The sequence below is a fragment of the Rhodocyclus purpureus genome (assembly GCF_016653115.1).
In the GTDB taxonomy this organism is placed as follows: Bacteria; Pseudomonadota; Gammaproteobacteria; order Burkholderiales; family Rhodocyclaceae; genus Rhodocyclus; species Rhodocyclus purpureus.
On record NZ_NHRX01000042.1, the window covers coordinates 10,849 to 30,687 of the forward strand.

The following is a 19,839-nucleotide window of genomic DNA, read 5'->3' on the forward strand; positions in this document are numbered from 1 at the left end:
GTGTCGCACGTGGATGGCCGGCCAGGTCGAGAAGACGGAAGAACGAGCTGGATTGCCACGGCGCTACGCGCCTCGCAATGACGGGATGGCGACGCGTCATCGCGAGCCCGCAGGGCGTGGCGATCCAGTGCGTAGGGCGGATATCGGGTCGTACGTGGATGGCCGGCAAGGGGGCGAGAGGACGGAAGAACGAGCTGGATTGCCACGGCGCTACGCGCCTCGCAATGACGGGATGGCGACGCGTCATCGCGAGCCCGCAGGGCGTGGCGATCCAGTGGGTGGGGCGGATATCGTGTCGCACGTGGATGGCCGGCCAGGGCGAGAAGACGGAAGAACGAGCTGGATTGCCACGGCGCTACGCGCCTCGCAATGACGGGATGGCGACGCGTCATCGCGAGCCCGCAGGGCGTGGCGATCCAGTGGGTGGGGCGGATATCGTGTCGCACGTGGATGGCCGGCCAGGGCGAGAAGACGGAAGAACGAGCTGGATTGCCACGGCGCTACGCGCCTCGCAATGACGGGATGGCGACGCGTCATCGCGAGCCCGCAGGGCGTGGCGATCCAGTAGGTAGGGCTGATTCCGTCAGTTGACTGTCGTCTTCAGGCGCGGCAGCGCCAGGACGTCGATGCCCTCGTCGCGCAGGGCTTCGTACTCGTCGCGGGTCGCTTCGCCGCGGATCGGTCGTTCCGGCGCTTCGGCGTAGTGGATGCGCCGGGCCTCGTCGGCGAACTGATTGCCGACATCCTCGCACTGCGCGAGCGCCGTGTGCAGCATCTCCTGCAGGCGGGCGGCGACCTTCGTCGGATCCGGCAGGGGTTGCGCGGCAGCGGGCTGGCGTGCCGATGCAGGCGCCGCCTTCGCCGCCGGCTGCTCTCCCGAGCGTTCCTCCGCGTCGGCATCGGCAGATGCCGACGCCCCCGTCTTCGCCAGGTTGATCACCGACGGCATCCGGCGCACGTCGGCCGAGGCGCAGTGCGGGCAGGTCAGCAGCGAGCGTTCGAGCTGTTGCGCGAAATCCTCGGCTGAACGGAACCAGCCCTCGAAGCGATGCCCGGCCTTGCAGGCGAGGTCGAAGATGATCATCGACGCGATCCTGATCAGAGGTCGACCATTTCGACGCGCTTGTCGCGCGTCACGATCTTCTTCCCGGCAGGAAGCTTGAGGTAGGCACCGGCTTCCTCGGCGGGCAGCCCGAAGGTGAAGCTGACCGGCCCGCGCGGCGACTTCCCGTGCCCGTAGCCGCTCAGCAGCGAGAGTCCGCTGAAGCTCAATTCCACCTCGTGCCCGTCGTTGCACTGGACGTTGGCGATGCCGGTCTTCCAACTCGTGTAACGGAATTTCCCGACACAGCGCAGGTCCGCCTTGATCGCCGACTTGATGTCGATGGTGCCGGTCCGGTCCATGTAACCGACCGCGTCCCCGATGAAGAGATCGTCCTGGAGGATGGCGATGACCGGCACCTGGGCCGAAGTGAGCGTCGCCGAGCTGTGGGCGCTGCCCGGAAAGGCGACAGCGGCGAGAGTGGCGGCGATGGCTAAATACTTGTTCACGTGCTTGTCTGTCATGGTGCCCGGAGCGGGGGTCGAACCCGCACAGCCTTTCAGCCGAGAGATTTTAAGTCTCTTGTGTCTACCGATTTCACCATCCGGGCAGGTGAGCGAGGTCGGCGCAGCGCGCCATCCCCGTGTCACGAAACGCACGATTTTAGCGCACTATCAAGCCGGGCCTTGATCGGGCCGAAAAAAAAACGGGAAAGCTCGATCGCTTTCCCGTTTTTGTCTGGAGCGGCAGAAGAGTCTCGAACTCTCGACCTCAACCTTGGCAAGGTTGCGCTCTACCAACTGAGCTACTGCCGCGTAAAACCTGTGTTACTGGAGGCGCGAGCCGGAGTCGAACCGACCTACACGGATTTGCAATCCCTTGGCTCACTTGTAAACTCAGTAACTTACATCGAACCGTCACTTGTTACCGCTTGCTTGGGTGCCGCTGCCTCAACAACTGCGCGCATTATAAAGGCCTGATTCTTTCTGTCAACCCCTATTTTTGCCCCCTACCCATCTCAGGCCGCGATCACTACCGGAACACGGGGAGCGGTGGCGTGGAATGCTTGCGACCTCAACCCTGGATGGCGCGTTACTTACGCCGGCAGCCCGCCTCACAGGACCTTCTCAACGACCTCGATCCCGATCTCCCTCGGCCGGCGAAACGCGGATGCAATCTTGTTGCATTCCTGCTCCGGGACGCCGAGTTCTTCAAAGACCACCCGCCATTCCCGCGTCACCGATGCGACGCGTTCAATGATGGCTGCGGCGTCTCGTTTCTGCAGCCCGAAGTCTCCATGGGCTTCGAGCAGGTTGTCCAAGGTCGCGAGCCGCCCATCGTGCCCCTCGTAAAGATGTGTTCGAGTTGCGCAGGGATGGGGGCGGTGTCCTGAACGCGGTCGGTGGCCTCCGTCAGATAGTCCATTTGGTTGATGGGCGGCAGAGACCTGCCGCTTCCACGTTATCCAAGCCAGATCGAAAATCGAGCGCGCCGAAACGATGCGGGCCGGCTTGGAGCAGATAGACGGACTCTGGCACCGAGTCCGGCGGCACCCGGAGTCACGCCGCCCCAGAAATCCGGGGTGGCATCACGTACCGCGCCAAAGAGAGGCAGATGGAGCGGTTCGTAGATCGCTTCATCACCCGGCAGACAGGAAAGCGGCAGGCTGAGCAGATCCACCGGCACAGCATTCGGTCGAGCCAGATAACGACGTCCATAGCCGAATCGGTTAGGAGTGGAGTCCGGCCTAGCCTCTTCGAGGACGAGCCACCCTGCCGACACGGCCTCTACCTCTCCGTGCAGATAGACGAAGAGATTGCCAGTCCAACTCATGGCGATCAGAAGTCGAAGTCTTCGCGCTTGGCGACGCTGGCTCGTGCACGCAGGCGAACGGTCTGTGCCGGGGGCGGCTGGAGCGACAAGTCTGCAGAAAGCGCGAGCGCATCCAGTAGCCCCAGGCATTCCAGCGCAGAAAGCCAGGCGCCCATGCTGACAGAAACGTCGCCCCTCTCGATCTTCATCCAGGTATACGCGGACATCCGGGCACGTTCCGCCGCCGCCGCCTGAGTCATGTTGCGGGCAAGTCGGGTCGTCCGGATGACGGGGGCGAACCGCTTGGCAGCAGCCTTGACTTCCCCCGACACAAATTTTTCTTCCTGGCGGCGCATGTTGCTTATTATTGAGCTAAAGAGCCTAGGCTATGTAGTAAGCAAGATTACGTCAATGATCGGCAACCTTACGAAGTTGGCTTGCGGTGAAGGCGGGCTGCTTCCAAGTATGTGCGCTTAGAGTACTCGCTGGTCGGGTTGGCACACCCAGTCTCGACAACCGGCTCTTGGTCGGTCACAAAGCATGTCTGCTTCCTCCGTGCCGTGGGTGATCGTGATTGTCCTCCCCTCGCTCCGCTGCGATTCGGGCAGGCGTGCCCCGGTGGGGAAGATCGGCCGTAGCGCGCCGTCCGACTCAGTCGATCGAGCGTCTAAAGTTACCGGAGCGCTAGCTCAGGGGGAAGGTGGTGCCGCCATGTCCTCAAGCGTATTCATAGCGCACATTGTCAAGGCGTTTTCGCGGCACAAACGCTTCGATGAAGCCGATCGTGCTTCCTTTATATTCCGGATTACACGTATCTAGATTCCGAAGTTCACGGCCGGATCTTCCGGGATTAACGTTCATTGCATCCGATGCTTGAGGTATCATTTAGGCATGAGTACGCCATCCCTCTACCCTCGCCTGATCGAACCTCGGATCGCCGAAGCCATGGCCGACACCCCGGTGGTTCTGCTAGCCGGTCCCCGCCAGGCGGGCAAGACGACACTGGTACGTCAGATGGCGCAGAGCGGCTTGCGTTACCTCACCTTGGATGACCAACTGACACTCTTGTCGGCGCAAGAGGACCCGGTCGGCATGATTCGTAGTCTGGATCGGGCGGTGATCGATGAAATTCAGCGCGCTCCTCAATTGCTGCTGGCCATCAAGAAGAGCGTTGACGAAGACCGACGCCCCGGGCGTTTTCTGCTGACAGGATCGGCCAATCTGATGGCGTTGCCGACCGTCGCCGACTCGTTGGCCGGGCGGATGGAGACCTTGTCCCTTCTGCCCTTGTCTCAGAGCGAAATCGAGGGGCAGACAGCGAACTGGCTCGACACGGTGTTCCAGGGGCGGATACCGAAGTCCGGCACACCAGCTCAAGGTAGCGATCTGGTCGATCGGGCCTTGCGGGGTGGCTACCCGGAGGCCATTACCCGGTCCACTGCCAGGCGCCGGGTGGCATGGGCTCGGCAGTACATCGACGCCATCATTGCGCGCGATGTCCGCGACGTGTCCGGCATCGAGAAGCTGGATCAGCTGCCGCGCTTTCTGCGTGCCTTGTCTCAGACCGCTGGGCAACTGTGCAATTACACCCAACTGGGTGCCCAGGTTGGTCTGGATGGCAAGACAGCCTCACGCTACATCGGCGTCTTTGAGCAGATGTACTTGATCAGGCGCGTTGACGTCTGGGCTCGCAACCGCCTCAATCGGGTAGTCAAGACACCGAAGTTGCAATTCATCGATTCCGGCTTGCTTGCAACACTGCTCGACTTGACCGCGGATGAGGTTCAACAGGATCGAAAACGCTTCGGCAACGTCCTGGAATCGTTCGTATTCGGAGAACTGCTCAAGCACATCAGCACGGCCGATGGCGACTACCGCCTGATGTACTACCGAGATACCGACAAGTTCGAAGTCGATCTGGTGATCGAGAACGCCGCCGGGCATCTGGTGGGCGTCGAGGTCAAGGCAGCGGCAACCGTCAAGCAGAGCGATCTGCGGGGACTCAGAAAATGGTCCAGCCTGGCCGGTGATCAGTTCAAGATGGGCGTTCTTCTCTACGATGGTGACGAGACCATGCCGTTGGGTGACGGGATTTGGGCCGCGCCGCTGTCGACTCTGTGGGGGAAGTAGGAGAGATCTGCCGAACGGCGTTCATGGTCCGACCGGAAGCGCTTCGAAGTACTCGAACATACGGCGAGCCAGCGTCGCGCGTTCATTGTCGGAGAGGGTACCGAATTCCGGGGACGTTATACTCAACTCCGATCGCTCGCTCAGAGTTCCAGGCGAGCCCACACGTAGCCATCCATAAGATGCGTTTGCTGCATTTAGTGCACTTGCTGTGCTATCCTGTGTTTGGCTGGGTGTGGATGCCTTGGCTCATCAAGACAGGAGAACGACATGCGTACGATTGATCGTGTTCGGGAGGTTTCACCTCCGCCGCTGAACGCCAAGGACAAAGAGATGGTCCGGGTTGCCCAGCGTTGCATCATGGCTTCCCTGGACCATTCTCGTGCTGCCGCCATCACGCTGACTACCGACGCGGGTGAGCACCCAACGGTCGAGGTTCCTCCTGCCGCCCTCAAGCTGATCGGTCAGCTGCTCGGGGCCATGAGCGAAGGACGCCCCATCGTTTTGATGCCGACCGAGCAGGAGTTCACGACGGTCGAAGCGGCCAATTTTCTGAATGTGTCCCGCCCGTTTGTGATCAAGGAGATGGAAGCCGGTCGGCTACCTCATCGAAAGGTAGGCTCACATCGTCGCATCGCGTTGGAGGACTTGCTGGCCTACGCAAAGAAAATGCGTGCACAGCAATCCAGTGCCCTGGAGCGAATGGCCGAAAATGCTCGCGAGTTGGGGTTGGATTACTGATGGCCGGGCACGCCCGCTACACGGCGCTGTTGGATGCCTGCGTCTTGCGCGAGTCCAGGGGGGCAGGTCTCAAATTGTTGCATCCGGCTATCGATGCAACAATTCGAGACCTGACCCCCTGACGTTTTGAACGTCGACGCTCAGCCGGAGAAAACCTCGTCGAGGCTCCCCGCGTCGAGGACGCGATCGCCCCAGAGCTCGATTTCCGCTGCCGTCGCCTGGCTGATCCTCTGGATGAGATCGGGAGGCAACTGGCCGAAGCGGCGGGCGAGTAGGCGCTGCAGCAAGAGCGCCTCACCCTTTTCAATGCCCTTCTCGATTCCCCGTTGCTCGTACTGCAGCGCCCACAGGTCGAAGCGTTCAGCCAGCGTCATTTTCAGCTCCTTCAAGTCTCGCACCTTCGGCAGTGCCAGCGAGTTCCTGCTCTGCCGCAACAGCACCGCAGGCATCGACCGTGCTCTGGAACTCGATCAGGATGTAAAGGTAGATCCACTCGCCCTCGGCCTTCACCCGCCAGACCACATCGTCGGCGTGGTGACGCAGGTCGTCGGCGACGTAGCTTCCCGGTACCTTTTCCAGCGTGCCGTAGTCGAGACTGTGCAGCCACTCGTCCGGAACGAAATCCATGATGAGATCGCGGACCAGTTCCGGTGCAGAGAAGAGCCGCTTGTAGGAGGCGAAAGAAATACACCGCTCGCGCCCAAGCGCATCGGCTCGCGAGGTCCGGGCTCGCATTGATGCATCGATTGCCGACGAGTGCGACGACGAAGTCGTCGCCGGCAGCGTCTCCGTCAACGTAATTTGAGCCGACTACTTGGATGCTACTGCCAGAAGTGCCTTCGGGTTGGTGCTGGCAATTGCAAGCAGGGTGCGCGCTGCGCCACTAGGCTGTTTACGGCCTTGCTCCCATCCCTGAAGCGTACGAGCAGATACACCGAGAAGTGCAGCAAATTGGGTCTGCGAGAGGCCGGTTTTTTTGCGAGCCTCTATCACAGGGGAGGAAACGACGTGAACCTTGCCTGCCTGCATTTCGCGTACTGACTGGAGGAGTTCAGCAGCGAGATCGCGTTGGGACTCATAGGCAGCGAGTTCGGTCTCGGTAAGTGGCTTATTCTTCGATGACATGGCGTATCTCCTTCAATTTTGGGCCAGTGAGATTGTCTGTTTTTGACTTGGCATATAGCGTCAGTAAGACAATTTCACCTTCTGCGGTGCGAATGTAATAGATCACTCGTACTCCGCCTGACTTGCCGGAACCCGCACGACGCCAGCGCACCTTGCGTATGCCTCCGGACTCGGGCACGACATCTCCAGCCGTTGGATGCCTGGCGATGTAGGAAGCGAACGCACCACGCTCATCTTCCGTCCAGTAGAGTGGCCACTGTTTCTGAAACAGTGAAGTTTCGACGACGGTTAACATATGAGCACTGTACGCCTTGGGAGTATGGCTGTCCAGTGTGGGCAGGGGGTCACTTTGGACTCTGGATCAGGCAGGTCTCGCATTGTTGCATCCGGCAATACATGCAACTATGCGTGACCTGACCCTAGCTTTCCGTGAAGGGCAGGGAGAGGGACAGGGGACGGCCTTCGGGCGACGCCATCCAGCCCGGTTCGTACTGGAACTCGGTCGGTCCCAGCGCTGGCAGACGCCACTGGCCAACACTCTTGCCGTTGGTCCAGACAGTCAGGGAGCGTGCGTGGGAGGGGCGGCCCATGGCTACCACTCGCTTGCGGAGGTGGGGGATGTCTTCTCCTGCAGCACCAGTTCCAGCCCGAGCAGGCTCGCCAGTGCGAGCAGGCGGTCGAGATTGAGGCGATCGGGGTTCGCTTCAAGCTCCGACAGACGGTTCTGGCTGATCCCGAGGCGCGCGGCAACGGCAGCCAGGGACAGACGCAGTGCCTTTCGTCGAGTGACGAGAATCTGGCCGGCCTGCTGGGGCGAGTTGAGCTTGAGCATGAATTTATATCGTAATAGTCGATAAACAGACGGCATCGTTATTTTCGATGAATGTGAAATATCGGATGCAGCGATCATGCTATGGTGATCCCTCCGCGAGCGATCGTCAGCGATGAAAAGCGCCCATAAACGCAACGTCTTGGAGTTGCCGTGGCTGCGGTGATGGCTAGAATTTCCATCATCATGTGAAGTGCGTGATGCCTTCGCTGTAGCGGTAGCTGGCCGCTTGAAACAAGCAGCATTCAGTTCGCCGGCCGCCGGATGCGCGGTCGCGAGTCAAGAAGGGGCCGAAGCGCCCAACCCTGCGTCGCGGGGCAATGCGGCAAGGGCTTGGGCGTCGATGTAAGACCTCGGTTGCGCGCGAAGCGCCGCCACGAGGCAGCACGCCCCGTGAACCTGCGTCAATGGATCAACCCATCGAGATGCCGTCCCCGGAAGGGCGTCGTCTCCCGCCCGCGTTCCGCGGGCCGGTTTCTCAACCCTGCGGGGGCCATCATGCGCCCGCCCGGGTCGTGGTGCCTCCGCGACTTTATCCAAGGAGGCAACATGGAAAAGCTTCTTCTCATCATGGCGCTGCTGGGCTCGGCTCTTCTCGCGGTTCGGGGGATGGGTAAAGTCGGCAAACTGGTATTGGCGTTCGCCGTGCCGCCAGCCGGGAGCGTTCGCAACGTCGTTCGAATGCCGGAGGCGAAGCAGATGGCTGTCAGCAACGAGGGCGGGGAGGACTGGTCGAAATACGAGATCCCGACCTTCATCCGGCGTGGCAAGCCGATGCCTGCGCCAGGACCGGCGCCGGCAAAAGAGACCAAGACGCGCAAGCGTCGCAGCAAGGCGAAGCTGGAAAGTGCTGCAACGTCGGCACCGTCCGACAAGGCCAGCTTCGAAGTCTTGGCGTAGTAAGTCCAAGCCTTCGGGGGCGATCACGTTCCTCCAAGGCGCATTCATCAACCCCGGCCGGGGCACTTCCCCGGCATGGGGCAGGTGCCTTCGGCAAAAGGAGGCACTATGAAAATGGAGAGCATCAGCCTGCTGTCGATGCCGGCTGACCATTACCACGCGCGCCCGGCAGTGGGCCATTCTGCCCTGGTACGCATCATGCGCTCCCCTGCACATTACAGGGAGTACGTCGCAAACCCGCCCGAGCCGACCCCCGCGATGCAGTTGGGAACGGCTTTCCACACGGCCCTGCTCGAGCCCAATCGTTTCGGCGAGAGCTTCGTGATGGCGCCCAAGTTCGATCGGCGTACCAAGGAGGGCAAGGCTGCAGCTGAAGCCTGGGAAGCGGACAACGCCGGAAAGATCGCATTGACTGCCGAGCAGATGGCGGCAATCCGGTCGATGGCGTCCTCGGTGCGTTGCCACGCCGGCGCCGACAAGCTGCTGTCCCAGGGACTGGCCGAGATGTCCGGTTTCTGGATCGACCCGGAAAGCGGCGTCGAGTGCAAGTGTCGTCCCGACTTCCTGGTCAAGGACGGGGACACGGTCAGCGGCATCGTGGACGTGAAGACGTGTTCGGACGCCGGTGCAGACGCCTTCGCCCGTGCCATCGCCACGCTTGGCTACGATGTGCAGGCGGCGTTCTACCAGGACGGCCTCAATGCGCTGGCGGGGAGGACGATCCCGTTCTACTTCATCGCCGTGGAAAAGGAGCCACCCTACGCGGTGGCCACCTACAGCGCCGGTAGCGACGTCATCGAGGTCGGACGTGCCAAGTACCGTGGCGCACTTCAGCTCCTGAAATGGTGCCGAGAGCGCGACACCTGGCCCGGCTATCAGCCGAACGGGGAGATCGAGACGATCAAACTGCCGCGCTGGGCGGCCAACTTCGATCTGGAGGCTTAGCGTCTCCAGCCCACCGATTCGACATGCAGTAGTTGCAGCAGTAGCAACCCTGGCGGGAACGTCATTCCCCGCCAAGGGGCATGGTGTGACCGCCGTTCCTCATTTTTCAATGGAGGTCACATCATGTCTGCACTGCAAGCTCTGAAGAACATCAATCGCGAGACCCACGGCGAAGAGAAGCCGCAAGCTTTCCCGGCCATGCTAGAGAAGTTCAAGGGCGAGATCGCCCGGGCACTGCCGAGGCACATCAACCCGGACCGCATGGCCCGCATCGCTTTGACGGCGTTTCGCATGACGCCGAAGCTGGCCGAGTGCGATCCTCGCTCAGTCTTTGCGGCCGTCATCCAGTCCTCGCAGTTGGGGCTGGAGGTCGGGCTGATGGGTGAGGCGCACCTCGTGCCCTACAAGGGGCAGTGCCAGCTCATCCCCGGCTACACGGGCCTGATGAAGCTGGCGCGCCAGTCCGGCCTGGTCCAGGACATCTACGCACACGAGGTTCGAGTGAACGACAAGTTCCTCCTGAAACTCGGGATGGAGCGCGCCCTGGAGCACGAACCGCTGACCGCGCCCGGGGGATTCCCGGCATCCGACGAAGAGCGCGGCGAGGTCGCCGGTTTCTACGCCGTTGCGGTTTTCAAGGACGGGTCGCGGACCTTCGTGGCGATGAGCCGCAACGAGGTCGAGAAGATCCGTGATGGCAGCCGTGGTTATCAGAGCGCCAAGCAATACAGGAAGGAATCCGTCTGGGATTCGGACTTCGTTGCGATGGGCCTGAAAACCGTGATCCGTCGGCTGAGCAAGTTCCTCCCGAAGTCGCCGGAACTGGCGACGGCGCTGGCGATGGATGCAGCCAACGAGCAGGGGAAGGCACAGAACCTGGATCTCGAAGACGTCATCGAGGGCAACTATGCGCCGGTGGTCGAAGAAGAGACCGGCGATGCGCCTGACGTGGACGGCAAGTCGGAGAACACCCCAGAACAGCCGGCGCAGGACGCCAAGGCCGGGCTTACGCGAAACGGCAAGTCTGATGGACCCGCGGCGACGGCTGCGCCCATCGCGTCCGGGAAAGCCAGGCTCGAAGCAGCCCTCAAGTCCATGGAGCAGGTGACCACGGTCGAAGCGCTGGACGAAGCCTACATACGGGCTGAGGCCGAGTTCGAGGGGGCCGATCTCGAATCCTTGCTGCGCGCCTACAAGCGTGCCAAGACGAAGGTCGCCACCCTGATCTAGCAGGACAACCCCGCGCGCCTGCGCGGGGCTTTCCGGAGCGCACTGTCCGCAGTGTCTTCCGGAAAGCGGAATTGCTTCCCGCTGGTTTTGCCAGGGGGCATGAAGGTAGCTGGCCTTCCGAAACAAACAGCATCAAGGAGACCGCCGGGCGACCGGAGGTCATGTGCAAACCCCGCCAGGGAAGCGATTCCCCGGCCGGGGGCCGCACCTCCGGCGGTTTCTCGTTTGGAGGTGTCATGGACGTCGTTGTGAATCATCAACAGGGGCTGTTCGTCGTTCCTGCGGGTGAGGGCGTTTCGACCTTGGGCTTCGAGCATGTCTTCGGCCAACTGAAGCAACTCGTCGCCAGGCTGAACCTCCCGCTCACCGTCCGCGAGGACGAGAAGGGAACGATCGGGCAGTACGCCGATTATCAGCGCGCGATCGGCGAAGCCAGGAAGGCGAACCTCAAGGAAACGTGGTTCCACCTGGACACACCCGTCGAGGTACGCCGGATCCTGGAGCGCTATCGCAAGAGCGGCAAAGCGATCCGCATCTTTTACGGCGACGCGGAGACGGGCCGAGACTGGCTGGAGGAAAACGACGTGCTGGGCGTCGTCGGACGCTCGGACGGCACCCTCCGGGTACCGATTCTCCTTGAGAACCAAGCGACAGCGTGGGGCAACGCAGTCCTCGATCACTGCCTCGTGAAGCTGATGGATGTGGACACCCGTCGTGTGCTCTGGGCGCACCCAAAGTACCAGGCGCCGACGTTCCAGATCGTCGGCGAGCGGCATCGCTGCCATACGCATGCCGTGTTCGTCGACGGCTGCCTGCATGCCGCTTTCACGAGCTACGCCAAGGCAGCGCAGTGGGTTGCCTTCATGGCCGGTGAGTGTATGGAGGCGCCGAAGTAGCCCCCGAGGCAACAACCCGGGCGGGAACGACATGCTTCCCGTCAGGGGCATGGTGCGACCGCCATTTTTCTTGTCACCGAAAGGAGTCTCACCATGTTAAACAAAGTGCACTTGATCGGTTATCTGGGCTCGGATCCCGACGTTCGCTACACCCAGGAGCATGAAGCCGTCACGCGCGTGCGGCTCGCCACCAGCGAAAGCTGGAAGAAGAACGGCGAGAAGCACGAGAAGACCGAATGGCACAACCTCGTCTTCTTCGGGAAGCTCGCCACCATCGTCGGCGAGCATCTGAAGAAGGGGGCACTCGTGTACGTCGAAGGCCGCCTGCAAACCCGTTCCTGGGATAAGGACGGCGAGATGCGCTACACGACGGAAGTGATCGGCGAGGCAATGAAAATGCTTCCGAGCGGCAACAAGTCGAAGCCCGAGTCCGAGGCGCCGAAGCCGTCGGCCAAGCCCGATGCCGGAGGCAAGCAGAGCCAGGACCACGGTCCGTTCTGATTGCCGCTTGCGGCGTCGTGTCGATCGATGAAACCCAGGACGGGGAACTTGCTCCCCCGTTTGGGGAGTGGCCTCGTGCTGGTCTTTGCTTCACCCCGCTTCGGGGCATTTCCGAGTGCCTCCGTCGGGAGGTGCCTGGTCATGCCCAGATCGGGGTTCATCAGGAGAAGGCCATGACAACAGAGGAATGGGATGCCCTCAAGGAAGAGGTGCTGCGCATGGCGCGTGGGCACTGGGAAGGCACGCTCGCTGCGCTGGCGCCGCAATTACAGCCGGCGCTCGACCGGGTCGGCCGTCATGTTCCGTGTCCGGTCCATGGCGGCAAGGACGGGTTTCGAGTGTTCAAGGACGTCGGTGAAACCGGCGGCAGCGTCTGCAACACCTGCGGGTTCTACGCCGACGGTATCGCAACGCTCATGTGGGCGAACGGTTGGCGCTACTCGACCGCGCTCAGGGCGGTCGCCGATCACCTGCGTGTCGGCGTACACTCGGCGCAGCCTGTCTGCAAGATGGCGAGGCCGGTGGTGTCGACGAACGGCGACGACGACAGACTGCGGCTGTCGCTGAACCGGGTCTGGAGCGAGTCGCTGCCGATGTCGGACCGGGACGCCGAGCCCGCCAGGTTGTATCTGGCGCGACGCGGGATCTCGATCCCGCCACCCGAGGCGCTTCGCTTTCATCCTGCGCTGGCGTACTACGGCGGCGAGAAGAGGATCGGAGAGTTTCCGGCCATCCTGGGTCTGGTATCCGGCGTGCACGGCGAAGCGGTGACGATCCATCGCATCTACCTGACAGCGGACGGGCACAAGGCACCCGTAGCGTCGCCGAAGAAACTCATGGCCTATCCGAAGGATCGCAAGATCGTCGGCGGCGCCATCCGGCTGGACGACACGAAGAGCCCGTTGATGCTGGTCGCCGAGGGACTGGAAACTTCCCTGGCTGTCATGGAAGGCACCGGGCTGTCGGTATGGTGCGCGATCAACGCGGTGATGCTGGCGAGCTTTGTCCCGCCAGACTGGGTGAAGCGGGTTCTCATCTTTGCTGACAAGGATCGGCCGACCGAACAGCACCCGAAGGGTCACGGCCAGGAGGCTGCCAAAGATCTCGTGCAACGCCTCTGGGCGATGGGCATCCAGGCCTCGGCGATCGTCCCCGGCGGAGAAATCCTGCAGGGCGAGAAGTCGCTGGACTGGCTGGATATTCTGCGTCGCGATGGCAAGGCGGGATTTCCCAAGCTGAGTGCGATCGACAGGCGCGTCATTCGCAGCGCCGCCTGAAGGAGGTGATGGCAAGGCATTCTGACCGGCGCTGTAAGGGCGCTGGTCGATGCGGTAGCTGGCCGCGCTTAAATGCGAAGCAGCATCCAGTGCCGTCCGGGCTCAACCCGGCCGGCAATCAATCCAACCCTTGCGGGGCTCTCTCTCCGCAAGGAGGAAGCTCCGCGCTTGATTCGAGGAGCTTCGCATGACGACTATCAATTTGCGGCCGCTGCAGGCCGCCGACCTGGTTGGCAGGTACATCGAGGCCGCCATCCCCGTCCTGCTCACCGGCGCTCCGGGCGTCGGCAAGTCATCGATCGTGGAGCAGGCGGCCAGAGCGTCCGGCCACGACCTGATCCTGTCGCATCCGGTCGTCTCGGACCCGACCGATGCCAAGGGTCTTCCATGGCCCGGCAAGGATGGCGAGAGCGCCACCTTTCTGCCCTTCGGTGATCTGGCCAGGGCGATCAAGGCAAGGACACCGACCGTCTGGTTTCTGGACGATCTGGGTCAGGCATCTCCGGCAGTCCAGGCAAGCTACATGCAGTTGTTGCTGGCTCGCCAGGTCAATGGGCATCGCCTGCCGGATTGCGTCACCTTCGTGGCGGCGACGAACCGTCGTTCGGATCGCGCTGGCGTCTCGGGCATCCTCACCCCGGTGATCTCGCGCTTCGGCGCGGTCCTCGGCGTGGAGTCGTCGGTGGACGACTGGTGCGAATGGGCACTCGGGGCCAACATGCCGCCCGAGCTGATCTCGTTCATCCGTTTTCGTCCGAACCTGCTGCACGTGATGGACACCAGGAAAGCCGACGACATGGAGAACTTTCCTTGTCCACGCACCTGGGAATACGCCGGCAAGGCGATCAGGATGGCGCTGCCCGATGAACTCGAGTTTGCCGCTTTGGCGGGAGCCGTGGGCGAGGGGGCTGCGATCGAGCTGCGGGCCTTTCTGACCATGGTCCGGAGCAAGCTGCCGAACCCGGACAGCATCATTCTGGACCCGGACAATGCGCCGATTCCAGAGCGGCCGGACATGCTGTGGGCGGTTTCGGTCGCCCTCGCCAAGCGGGCCAGCGACACCAACTGCGGGCGGATCTTCCGCTACGCCGAGCGCATGTTCGATGACGGCAAGTCGGAATTCGCCGTGATGATGGTGAAGGACATTAATCGTCTGTGCCCTGCGGTACAGCAGACACCCGACTGGACGCGCCTCACCCTGTCCAGGCTGGGCAAGTCCTATCTGGCCTGAGCCATTCTTTCGTGACCCTTGCGGGGTTTTCCTCCCGCAAGGGGGAGAGCTCCACGAATTTTTCAAGGAGCAAGCCATGAGCACCACGAATCTGTCGCAAAAAGCCATGCTGGTCGGGCTGACCATTCACGGCTGGCAGGCTCGGAAATATGACCGGAAGGTCAGTCTTGAAGTGGCAGAGCAACACGCTGCCACCGCCGATGCCGGTCGTTTCAACAAGCATCTCCTGCCGGGCAACGCCGAGTCCTACGAAGCTGTTCACAGGAAGGGGCGCGAACTGCGCGCCTTCTACTACGAGAACACGCTGCCATGGTCGAAGGACGGCCAGCGCATTCTGCCGACCGCCAACTATCAGGACTTCACGGAAGGGGTGCGCAAGTTCAAGCGAGCTTACCAACTGCTGGCAGACGAGTTCATCCGGGAGTACCCGAGCCTCATGGAGGGCGCACGCGTCCTGCTGAACGGCTTGTTCAACGAGACGGACTACCCGACAGCCGACGAAATGCGCGAGCGTTTTTCCATCGATGTCGAAACCCTCCCGGTGCCGACGGCTGATGACTTCCGCGTTGCATTGGCGAGCGAAGAGGTCGAACGCATACAGCATCAGATCGAAAGCCGCCTGCAACAGGAGATGGCTAACGCCAACAAGGACCTGTGGAATCGGCTGCGTGACGCCGTCGACAACATGGTCCTGCGCCTCTCGAATCCTGAAGGTCGATTTCACGACACGCTGGTGAGCAATCTCCAGAAGGTCGTGGAACTGGTGCCCAAGCTCAACGTCACGGGCGACCAGGATCTCCAGAACGTCAGCGACGTCTGCGCCGCGGCACTCGCGGTGCACTCGCCGCAGGCGCTGCGTGACGACATGGTGCTCCGCGCCAGGGTCGCTGCGCAGGCCAAGGAAATCTCCAACCTCATGGACGCCTACATGTAGGCATCCGGCAACCGTGCCACCTCGTCACCGGGGTGGCACTTAAGGAGGAAGTCTCATGAATGCAAGAGATCAGGTTTCCGCAGCCAGGCGGAGTCTCATTCTGGATCATCCATTTTTCGGGGTTCTCTCCCTGAAACTGGAACTGGTCGAGGACCCGACGACGAAAACCTTCCGCACGGACGGACGCCAACTCAGGTTCAATCCGGCGTACGCATCCAGTCTCGGCCGTCACGAGCTTGTCGGGGTTGTGGCGCACGAGGTGCTGCATTGTGCCAACGGGCATGCCTGGCGTCGTGGTGCGCGCGATCCGAAATTGTGGAATCAGGCCGCCGACTATGCGATCAATCCGATCGTGAGGGAGGCGGGGATGGTACTTCCCTCGGGGGCGATCGACGGGGCTCCGTACAGAGGCATGAGTGCCGAGGAGATCTATGAGCGGCTCATGCAGCAGCAGGGCGCTCAGCAACCGCAAAGGGACGAACCGTCATCGGGCCCGGATGATCAAGACGATCAGGCAGGGCAGGGCGGCAATCCCGAGGACGACGATGGCCAAGGCAACGCTCAGGAGGGTAGCGAGGAAGCGTCGCCGGATGGTTCGGAGTGTGGCGAAGTTGTCGACAGCGATGACGGTCACGCGTCGGAAATTCAGGCGGACTGGTCGGCTTCGGTGCTGAATGCCGCGCGGCAAGCTGAATCGATGGGCGGATTGCCCGCAGGTCTGGAGCGTCTCGTCGAGGAGATCAAGAACCCTCCGCAAGACTGGCGATCCATCCTGCGCCGATTCGTCCAGATGAACGCTGCTTCCGACTATTCCTGGCGGCAGCCAAACAGCCGGTACCTGTACGCGGGTCTGTACCTGCCGGCGCTTCGTGCGGAAAGCATGCCGCCGATGGTGATCGCGGTCGATACGTCGGGCAGCATCGACGACCTGACGATCAGCCAGTTCGCCAGTGAGATCAACGCGATTGTGGAAGAGGTGCGACCCGAGCGGGTGCATGTCGTCTACTGCGACGCGGAGATCCAGGGCGTGGATGTGTTCGAAGATGGCGAAGCCATCACCATCAGCCCCAGGGGATACGGCGGAACGGATTTCCGTCCCGTTTTCGAATGGGTCGGAAAGGAAGGCATCACTCCTTCGTGCCTGCTCTATCTGACAGACATGATCGGAGACTTCCCCGACCGCGCTCCCGATTATCCGGTTCTGTGGGGGGACACGCTGGGTGTCTGTCCGGCGCCGTGGGGCGAGAGCGTTCGCATCCGCTGCAACTGAAGTCATCCTCCCGCCGCGAGGCGGGAGGGTTTTCCAGAGCGCACGCAGCAGCGTGCTCCGGAAAGCCGTATTGCTCCCCTTGGCTATGCCATGAGGACATGAAGGTAGCTGGCCTTCCGAAACAAACAGCATTTAAGGCGATCAGGTCGATCCTGACCGCGTACATCTTCCCCACCGGGGCATCATGCTCCGGTCGGGGCGTGGTGCCCCTTTTTTCGTTCGAGGAGGCACCATGAAAGACCTGTCCAATGCCGAACTGCTGGCGCTGCTTGTTGGCAAAACGTCGGCGAAGGCGCTGTCGGCCAAGCCGCTCGCGGAACTGTTCGGGTTCACGAGGCCGAGGCAGTTGCAGCTGTGCGAGGAAGCTGAAACTTATGCAATCCATCCGTCGCTGGCAGCCGCGAAGGAGCTTTTCGTTCGCTGTATGCGGGAGCGCATGGAGACCGAAGATCTTTGCTTCTCTTCTCCGGAAAGCGTCAGAGCTTACCTGTGCTCGAAGATCGGGCATCTCGAGTACGAGTCGTTCTGGTGCTTGTGGCTCGATTCACAGAACCGTCTCATCGACGGCGGTGAACTTTTCCGTGGAACGATCACACAGGCCAGTGTCTATCCGCGGGAAGTCGTCAAAAAGGCGTTGGCCGTCAACGCAGCAGCAACGATCTTTGCGCACAACCACCCGTCCGGAGTGCCCGATCCCTCGCGGCCCGACGAAATGCTGACCGGCGCTCTCAAATCTGCGCTAGGTCTTGTGGATGTGAGGGTCCTGGATCACTTTGTCGTGGCCGGAAACCAAGCCTTCTCTTTTTGCGAAAGGGGGCTGCTGTGAGCGAGCATTTCGGGAGACATCCAAGCATCTTTCTCGAACCGAGTCCCGCGGCGGAATCTGTCGAGGATGAGTTCGAGTGCCGGGAGGTGGCCAAGGCTGAAGAGAAGGATCTCTCCTTCCTCGACGCCTTGCTCCGAATCTGGACGATCGTCCTTGTCGGGATTGGCGAGGTGCGCCATGGGGTATGAACACACGATGCACCTGAAAGCCAAGGTTACTGCTGGTACGACCGTCCAGCATGTGGCAGACGCCTTCAAGGTCCTGATGGAGTACTCAGGCCATGACGGTGTGGATGCCTTCTCTAGCCGCGTGATGGGTGAGGACGAGTTCTTCTACGATCCTCAAATGGGGGATCTGGCGGTCTCGACGTATGGCGAGGTCAGGTACGGCTACGCCGATCTCGTTCGGGAGTTCGCCTGCAATCTGGGGCGAATCGTGGTGGAACCTGGCGAAATCTGGCTCTATGACCACGACACCGGCGACATCGACGAGGCCAAGACCGTCATCGAATTCGGGCCGAGCGAGGAGGCGATCAAGGCTTACATCGCGACGCGTGAGATCGAGGCGGGACTGAAACTGATGGAACCGTACCTGTCACACGAAAAACTGGCGGCGTTGCGCCCCTGGCTTGCCCTTGAAGCTCAGCCGTTAGGTATGGTGTTGGACGCCGACCACGCCACGCAGTAAGTGTGGTTGGCGATGCGCCAAGAACGCGGAAAAGTGGCGGCGGCCAATGTCATAGGCACGGTTCTTGGAAGTCGGAAGGCGCATCAAGGGCGGGCGTAGCCCGGCGAAGCAAGTCCTTGATGCAACGGCGGATGGTGTAGGCTCGGAACTGGCAGCAAGAGCAGCAGTTCCGAGCCTGCCGCCGCGAAGAACAGCCGTCGACGCCGATTTACGCCGCCAAATTTCTGCTGAAATAGGTGGGCGTCAACCCGAAAGATCTGCGGAACGAGTCCACAGCCACGGGAAATCAATGCTGGGTCGGGCCAAAGACCGCTTCCAGACTCTCGGCGGCGAAGACAGCATCGGCCCAAGCTTCCAACTCCAGCGCGGATGCCTTCTCCAGCTTGGCAAGCACCCAGGCCGGTAACTCACCAAAACGCCCGACCAGCATCCGGGCCAGCATCCGGGATTCTCCAACCTGCACGCCTTGCTGCATGCCTTTCTCAACCCCTAGTTGCTCAATCGATGAGACGTAGCGCATTTTTTCTTGCTCCTCAAGTACTTCGATATTTTGCCACAGCTCCTGGGCGAGGTGCGTCGGCAGGCGCATCATCCAGTCCAGCACCTGGAAAAGGTCGATAACCTCCTGCCTCTCCCAGCCGCGCCGGTAGAGTAACTGGACCAGTTTCCACTTGGCATCGAACCGGGCGCGCATGTCCCTCTTGGTGGCCCGGGTCAGCAAGTGGGCGAGCGTGACCAGCGCGAACGGATTGTCAGCAACCGCCAAATCCTCTTCCTGCCCAGCATAGGCGAGCAACTTGGCTGTGGGAAATTCCAGCGTGTGTCGGCAGCCCAGCACTTCGAAGCCGAACGACTCCGGACGCCAGTTTTCCGACTCGTCCGCCAGGACGGCCATGCTCGCTACCGGCCGGCGGTAGCGGTCATACAAGCGGTAGTTGTACACGAACATCCGCTCGGCAAATTCGGTCTGGGCGCTACCCTGCACTTCAAGGTGTAGGTAGATCCAGTCCTCCTCGCCGGAGAGGCGGTGCACCCGGACCAACTTGTCGACGAAACGCTTGCCGAGTTCGGCATCCTGAACAACCGCGCGTAGTTCTTGGTCAAGAAACTCGTAGCCGACCCTCCAGTCGATCTGGGCATGAGCTTGCGGGAAATAGAAGGCCATGAATTCGGGGAAATAACGCTCGACCGCCTCTTTCCAGGGGCTGTCGTAGTCGTCGGCAAAGTCGTTTCCTGAGTCCGGGAGCATATCGGGGAGCGGCGTTGTATCGGTCATGGTGCGCATTCCGTGGAACGTGAGCGCCTGCAGCGCCAAAAGATGGCTGCTGCGGGGGGTACAGAATTTGTGTCGAGCCATCTTACATCAGACGGTGATGCCAGGTGGCGCGTAGTCTGAAGCTTGAAGGATGCTGGGTGGCCAAGGTCCTGCGCGTGACCTTGCTCGCGTCTGACATCATCGGGGCCAT

General features: G+C 61.6%; 25 protein-coding genes and 2 tRNA genes. 14 read left to right on the plus strand and 13 right to left on the minus strand.

Annotated elements, in window-relative coordinates; genetic code table 11:
- Positions 1-583: 583 nt before the first annotated feature.
- The 6 genes from CCR84_RS08420 to CCR84_RS08445 form a co-directional block, all read right to left on the minus strand.
- Positions 584-1,084, minus strand: coding sequence for a DUF1178 family protein (locus CCR84_RS08420; protein ID WP_201211321.1), 501 nt, complete (start codon positions 1,082-1,084; stop codon positions 584-586).
- 14 nt (positions 1,085-1,098) lie between these two features.
- Complete coding sequence (locus tag CCR84_RS08425) at positions 1,099-1,551, minus strand: hypothetical protein (RefSeq protein WP_201211323.1); 453 nt, start codon at positions 1,549-1,551, stop codon at positions 1,099-1,101.
- A 14-nt stretch (positions 1,552-1,565) separates the two neighbouring features.
- Positions 1,566-1,652 (minus strand) — tRNA-Leu (locus CCR84_RS08430).
- 129 nt (positions 1,653-1,781) lie between these two features.
- A tRNA-Gly gene (locus CCR84_RS08435) sits at positions 1,782-1,857 on the minus strand.
- A gap of 299 nt (positions 1,858-2,156) precedes the next feature.
- Entirely contained in the window at positions 2,157-2,363 is a 207-nt protein-coding gene (locus tag CCR84_RS08440; protein ID WP_201211325.1) for a hypothetical protein, read from the minus strand.
- Positions 2,364-2,880: 517 nt separating this feature from the next.
- Complete coding sequence (locus CCR84_RS08445; RefSeq protein WP_201211327.1) at positions 2,881-3,210, minus strand: helix-turn-helix domain-containing protein; 330 nt, start codon at positions 3,208-3,210, stop codon at positions 2,881-2,883.
- A gap of 535 nt (positions 3,211-3,745) precedes the next feature.
- Between CCR84_RS08445 and CCR84_RS08450 the strand changes: the two genes are divergently transcribed.
- Together CCR84_RS08450 and CCR84_RS08455 are read left to right on the plus strand one after the other, a co-directional pair.
- Entirely contained in the window at positions 3,746-4,984 is a 1,239-nt protein-coding gene (locus tag CCR84_RS08450; RefSeq protein WP_201211329.1) for an ATP-binding protein, read from the plus strand.
- A gap of 267 nt (positions 4,985-5,251) precedes the next feature.
- A complete protein-coding gene (locus CCR84_RS08455; RefSeq protein ID WP_201211331.1) occupies positions 5,252-5,722 on the plus strand; it encodes a helix-turn-helix domain-containing protein in 471 nt (156 codons plus the stop codon).
- 140 nt (positions 5,723-5,862) lie between these two features.
- Here CCR84_RS08455 and CCR84_RS08460 read toward each other — a convergent pair whose 3' ends face one another.
- The 6 genes from CCR84_RS08460 to CCR84_RS08485 form a co-directional block, all read right to left on the minus strand.
- Positions 5,863-6,096 carry a DUF4351 domain-containing protein gene (locus CCR84_RS08460; protein ID WP_201211333.1) on the minus strand — a complete coding sequence of 78 codons (234 nt, stop codon included), beginning with the start codon at positions 6,094-6,096 and terminating at the stop codon, positions 5,863-5,865.
- Positions 6,083-6,457, minus strand: a complete 375-nt coding sequence (locus CCR84_RS16460) for an Rpn family recombination-promoting nuclease/putative transposase (RefSeq protein ID WP_420825388.1) — start codon at positions 6,455-6,457, stop codon at positions 6,083-6,085. The genes CCR84_RS08460 and CCR84_RS16460 overlap by 14 nt, the downstream gene beginning before the upstream one ends.
- A 75-nt stretch (positions 6,458-6,532) precedes the next feature.
- Positions 6,533-6,847, minus strand: a complete 315-nt coding sequence (locus tag CCR84_RS08470) for a helix-turn-helix domain-containing protein (protein WP_201211337.1) — start codon at positions 6,845-6,847, stop codon at positions 6,533-6,535.
- Positions 6,831-7,142 carry a type II toxin-antitoxin system RelE/ParE family toxin gene (locus CCR84_RS08475; RefSeq protein ID WP_201211340.1) on the minus strand — a complete coding sequence of 104 codons (312 nt, stop codon included), beginning with the start codon at positions 7,140-7,142 and terminating at the stop codon, positions 6,831-6,833. Before CCR84_RS08475 ends, CCR84_RS08470 begins: the two co-directional genes overlap by 17 nt.
- Before the next feature lie 124 nt (positions 7,143-7,266).
- On the minus strand, positions 7,267-7,437 hold the full coding sequence (locus tag CCR84_RS08480) for a HipA N-terminal domain-containing protein (protein WP_201211342.1): 171 nt from the start codon (positions 7,435-7,437) through the stop codon (positions 7,267-7,269).
- Positions 7,438-7,439: 2 nt separating this feature from the next.
- Positions 7,440-7,757: a helix-turn-helix domain-containing protein gene (locus tag CCR84_RS08485; protein ID WP_242508622.1), complete on the minus strand. Its 318-nt coding sequence runs from the start codon at positions 7,755-7,757 to the stop codon at positions 7,440-7,442.
- A 468-nt stretch (positions 7,758-8,225) separates the two neighbouring features.
- Between CCR84_RS08485 and CCR84_RS08490 the strand changes: the two genes are divergently transcribed.
- The 12 genes from CCR84_RS08490 to CCR84_RS08545 all read left to right on the plus strand — a co-directional run bounded on the left by CCR84_RS08490 (position 8,226) and on the right by CCR84_RS08545 (position 18,373).
- The gene (locus CCR84_RS08490; RefSeq protein WP_201211344.1) at positions 8,226-8,576 is read left to right on the plus strand and encodes a hypothetical protein; all 351 of its coding nucleotides are present in this window, start codon (positions 8,226-8,228) and stop codon (positions 8,574-8,576) included.
- A gap of 108 nt (positions 8,577-8,684) precedes the next feature.
- Entirely contained in the window at positions 8,685-9,521 is an 837-nt protein-coding gene (locus CCR84_RS08495; protein WP_201211346.1) for a PD-(D/E)XK nuclease-like domain-containing protein, read from the plus strand.
- Between the two features lie 123 nt (positions 9,522-9,644).
- Complete coding sequence (locus tag CCR84_RS08500) at positions 9,645-10,751, plus strand: recombinase RecT (RefSeq protein ID WP_201211348.1); 1,107 nt, start codon at positions 9,645-9,647, stop codon at positions 10,749-10,751.
- Positions 10,752-10,987: 236 nt separating this feature from the next.
- Complete coding sequence (locus CCR84_RS08505) at positions 10,988-11,647, plus strand: hypothetical protein (protein ID WP_201211350.1); 660 nt, start codon at positions 10,988-10,990, stop codon at positions 11,645-11,647.
- A gap of 93 nt (positions 11,648-11,740) precedes the next feature.
- Positions 11,741-12,148: a single-stranded DNA-binding protein gene (locus CCR84_RS08510; protein WP_201211352.1), complete on the plus strand. Its 408-nt coding sequence runs from the start codon at positions 11,741-11,743 to the stop codon at positions 12,146-12,148.
- 173 nt (positions 12,149-12,321) lie between these two features.
- Positions 12,322-13,425 (plus strand): DUF7146 domain-containing protein, encoded by a 1,104-nt coding sequence (locus CCR84_RS08515; RefSeq protein ID WP_201211354.1) that lies wholly within the window; start codon positions 12,322-12,324, stop codon positions 13,423-13,425.
- A 187-nt stretch (positions 13,426-13,612) separates the two neighbouring features.
- Positions 13,613-14,656: an ATP-binding protein gene (locus CCR84_RS08520; RefSeq protein WP_201211356.1), complete on the plus strand. Its 1,044-nt coding sequence runs from the start codon at positions 13,613-13,615 to the stop codon at positions 14,654-14,656.
- Between the two features lie 76 nt (positions 14,657-14,732).
- On the plus strand, positions 14,733-15,590 hold the full coding sequence (locus CCR84_RS08525) for a hypothetical protein (RefSeq protein ID WP_201211358.1): 858 nt from the start codon (positions 14,733-14,735) through the stop codon (positions 15,588-15,590).
- A gap of 55 nt (positions 15,591-15,645) precedes the next feature.
- Positions 15,646-16,860: a vWA domain-containing protein gene (locus CCR84_RS08530; RefSeq protein ID WP_201211360.1), complete on the plus strand. Its 1,215-nt coding sequence runs from the start codon at positions 15,646-15,648 to the stop codon at positions 16,858-16,860.
- A gap of 232 nt (positions 16,861-17,092) precedes the next feature.
- Complete coding sequence (locus tag CCR84_RS08535; protein ID WP_201211362.1) at positions 17,093-17,686, plus strand: JAB domain-containing protein; 594 nt, start codon at positions 17,093-17,095, stop codon at positions 17,684-17,686.
- Positions 17,683-17,874, plus strand: coding sequence for a hypothetical protein (locus CCR84_RS08540; RefSeq protein WP_201211364.1), 192 nt, complete (start codon positions 17,683-17,685; stop codon positions 17,872-17,874). Before CCR84_RS08535 ends, CCR84_RS08540 begins: the two co-directional genes overlap by 4 nt.
- 7 nt (positions 17,875-17,881) lie before the next feature.
- Positions 17,882-18,373 carry a hypothetical protein gene (locus tag CCR84_RS08545; RefSeq protein ID WP_201211366.1) on the plus strand — a complete coding sequence of 164 codons (492 nt, stop codon included), beginning with the start codon at positions 17,882-17,884 and terminating at the stop codon, positions 18,371-18,373.
- A 286-nt stretch (positions 18,374-18,659) separates the two neighbouring features.
- On the opposite strand, the gene CCR84_RS08550 is transcribed toward CCR84_RS08545, so the two are convergent.
- On the minus strand, positions 18,660-19,649 hold the full coding sequence (locus tag CCR84_RS08550; RefSeq protein WP_242508623.1) for a DUF4351 domain-containing protein: 990 nt from the start codon (positions 19,647-19,649) through the stop codon (positions 18,660-18,662).
- Between the last annotated feature and the right edge of the window lie 190 nt (positions 19,650-19,839).

Coding starts and splice junctions, on each gene's coding strand:
- CCR84_RS08420 (WP_201211321.1), bottom strand. CDS start 1,084: ATGATCATCTTCGACCTCGCCTGCAAGGCCGGGCATCGCTTCGAGGGC.
- CCR84_RS08445 (WP_201211327.1), bottom strand. CDS start 3,210: ATGCGCCGCCAGGAAGAAAAATTTGTGTCGGGGGAAGTCAAGGCTGCT.
- CCR84_RS08450 (WP_201211329.1), top strand. CDS start 3,746: ATGAGTACGCCATCCCTCTACCCTCGCCTGATCGAACCTCGGATCGCC.
- CCR84_RS08455 (WP_201211331.1), top strand. CDS start 5,252: ATGCGTACGATTGATCGTGTTCGGGAGGTTTCACCTCCGCCGCTGAAC.
- CCR84_RS08460 (WP_201211333.1), bottom strand. CDS start 6,096: ATGACGCTGGCTGAACGCTTCGACCTGTGGGCGCTGCAGTACGAGCAA.
- CCR84_RS16460 (WP_420825388.1), bottom strand. CDS start 6,457: ATGCGAGCCCGGACCTCGCGAGCCGATGCGCTTGGGCGCGAGCGGTGT.
- CCR84_RS08470 (WP_201211337.1), bottom strand. CDS start 6,847: ATGTCATCGAAGAATAAGCCACTTACCGAGACCGAACTCGCTGCCTAT.
- CCR84_RS08475 (WP_201211340.1), bottom strand. CDS start 7,142: ATGTTAACCGTCGTCGAAACTTCACTGTTTCAGAAACAGTGGCCACTC.
- CCR84_RS08480 (WP_201211342.1), bottom strand. CDS start 7,437: ATGGGCCGCCCCTCCCACGCACGCTCCCTGACTGTCTGGACCAACGGC.
- CCR84_RS08485 (WP_242508622.1), bottom strand. CDS start 7,757: ATGATCGCTGCATCCGATATTTCACATTCATCGAAAATAACGATGCCG.
- CCR84_RS08490 (WP_201211344.1), top strand. CDS start 8,226: ATGGAAAAGCTTCTTCTCATCATGGCGCTGCTGGGCTCGGCTCTTCTC.
- CCR84_RS08495 (WP_201211346.1), top strand. CDS start 8,685: ATGAAAATGGAGAGCATCAGCCTGCTGTCGATGCCGGCTGACCATTAC.
- CCR84_RS08500 (WP_201211348.1), top strand. CDS start 9,645: ATGTCTGCACTGCAAGCTCTGAAGAACATCAATCGCGAGACCCACGGC.
- CCR84_RS08505 (WP_201211350.1), top strand. CDS start 10,988: ATGGACGTCGTTGTGAATCATCAACAGGGGCTGTTCGTCGTTCCTGCG.
- CCR84_RS08510 (WP_201211352.1), top strand. CDS start 11,741: ATGTTAAACAAAGTGCACTTGATCGGTTATCTGGGCTCGGATCCCGAC.
- CCR84_RS08515 (WP_201211354.1), top strand. CDS start 12,322: ATGACAACAGAGGAATGGGATGCCCTCAAGGAAGAGGTGCTGCGCATG.
- CCR84_RS08520 (WP_201211356.1), top strand. CDS start 13,613: ATGACGACTATCAATTTGCGGCCGCTGCAGGCCGCCGACCTGGTTGGC.
- CCR84_RS08525 (WP_201211358.1), top strand. CDS start 14,733: ATGAGCACCACGAATCTGTCGCAAAAAGCCATGCTGGTCGGGCTGACC.
- CCR84_RS08530 (WP_201211360.1), top strand. CDS start 15,646: ATGAATGCAAGAGATCAGGTTTCCGCAGCCAGGCGGAGTCTCATTCTG.
- CCR84_RS08535 (WP_201211362.1), top strand. CDS start 17,093: ATGAAAGACCTGTCCAATGCCGAACTGCTGGCGCTGCTTGTTGGCAAA.
- CCR84_RS08545 (WP_201211366.1), top strand. CDS start 17,882: ATGCACCTGAAAGCCAAGGTTACTGCTGGTACGACCGTCCAGCATGTG.
- CCR84_RS08550 (WP_242508623.1), bottom strand. CDS start 19,649: ATGACCGATACAACGCCGCTCCCCGATATGCTCCCGGACTCAGGAAAC.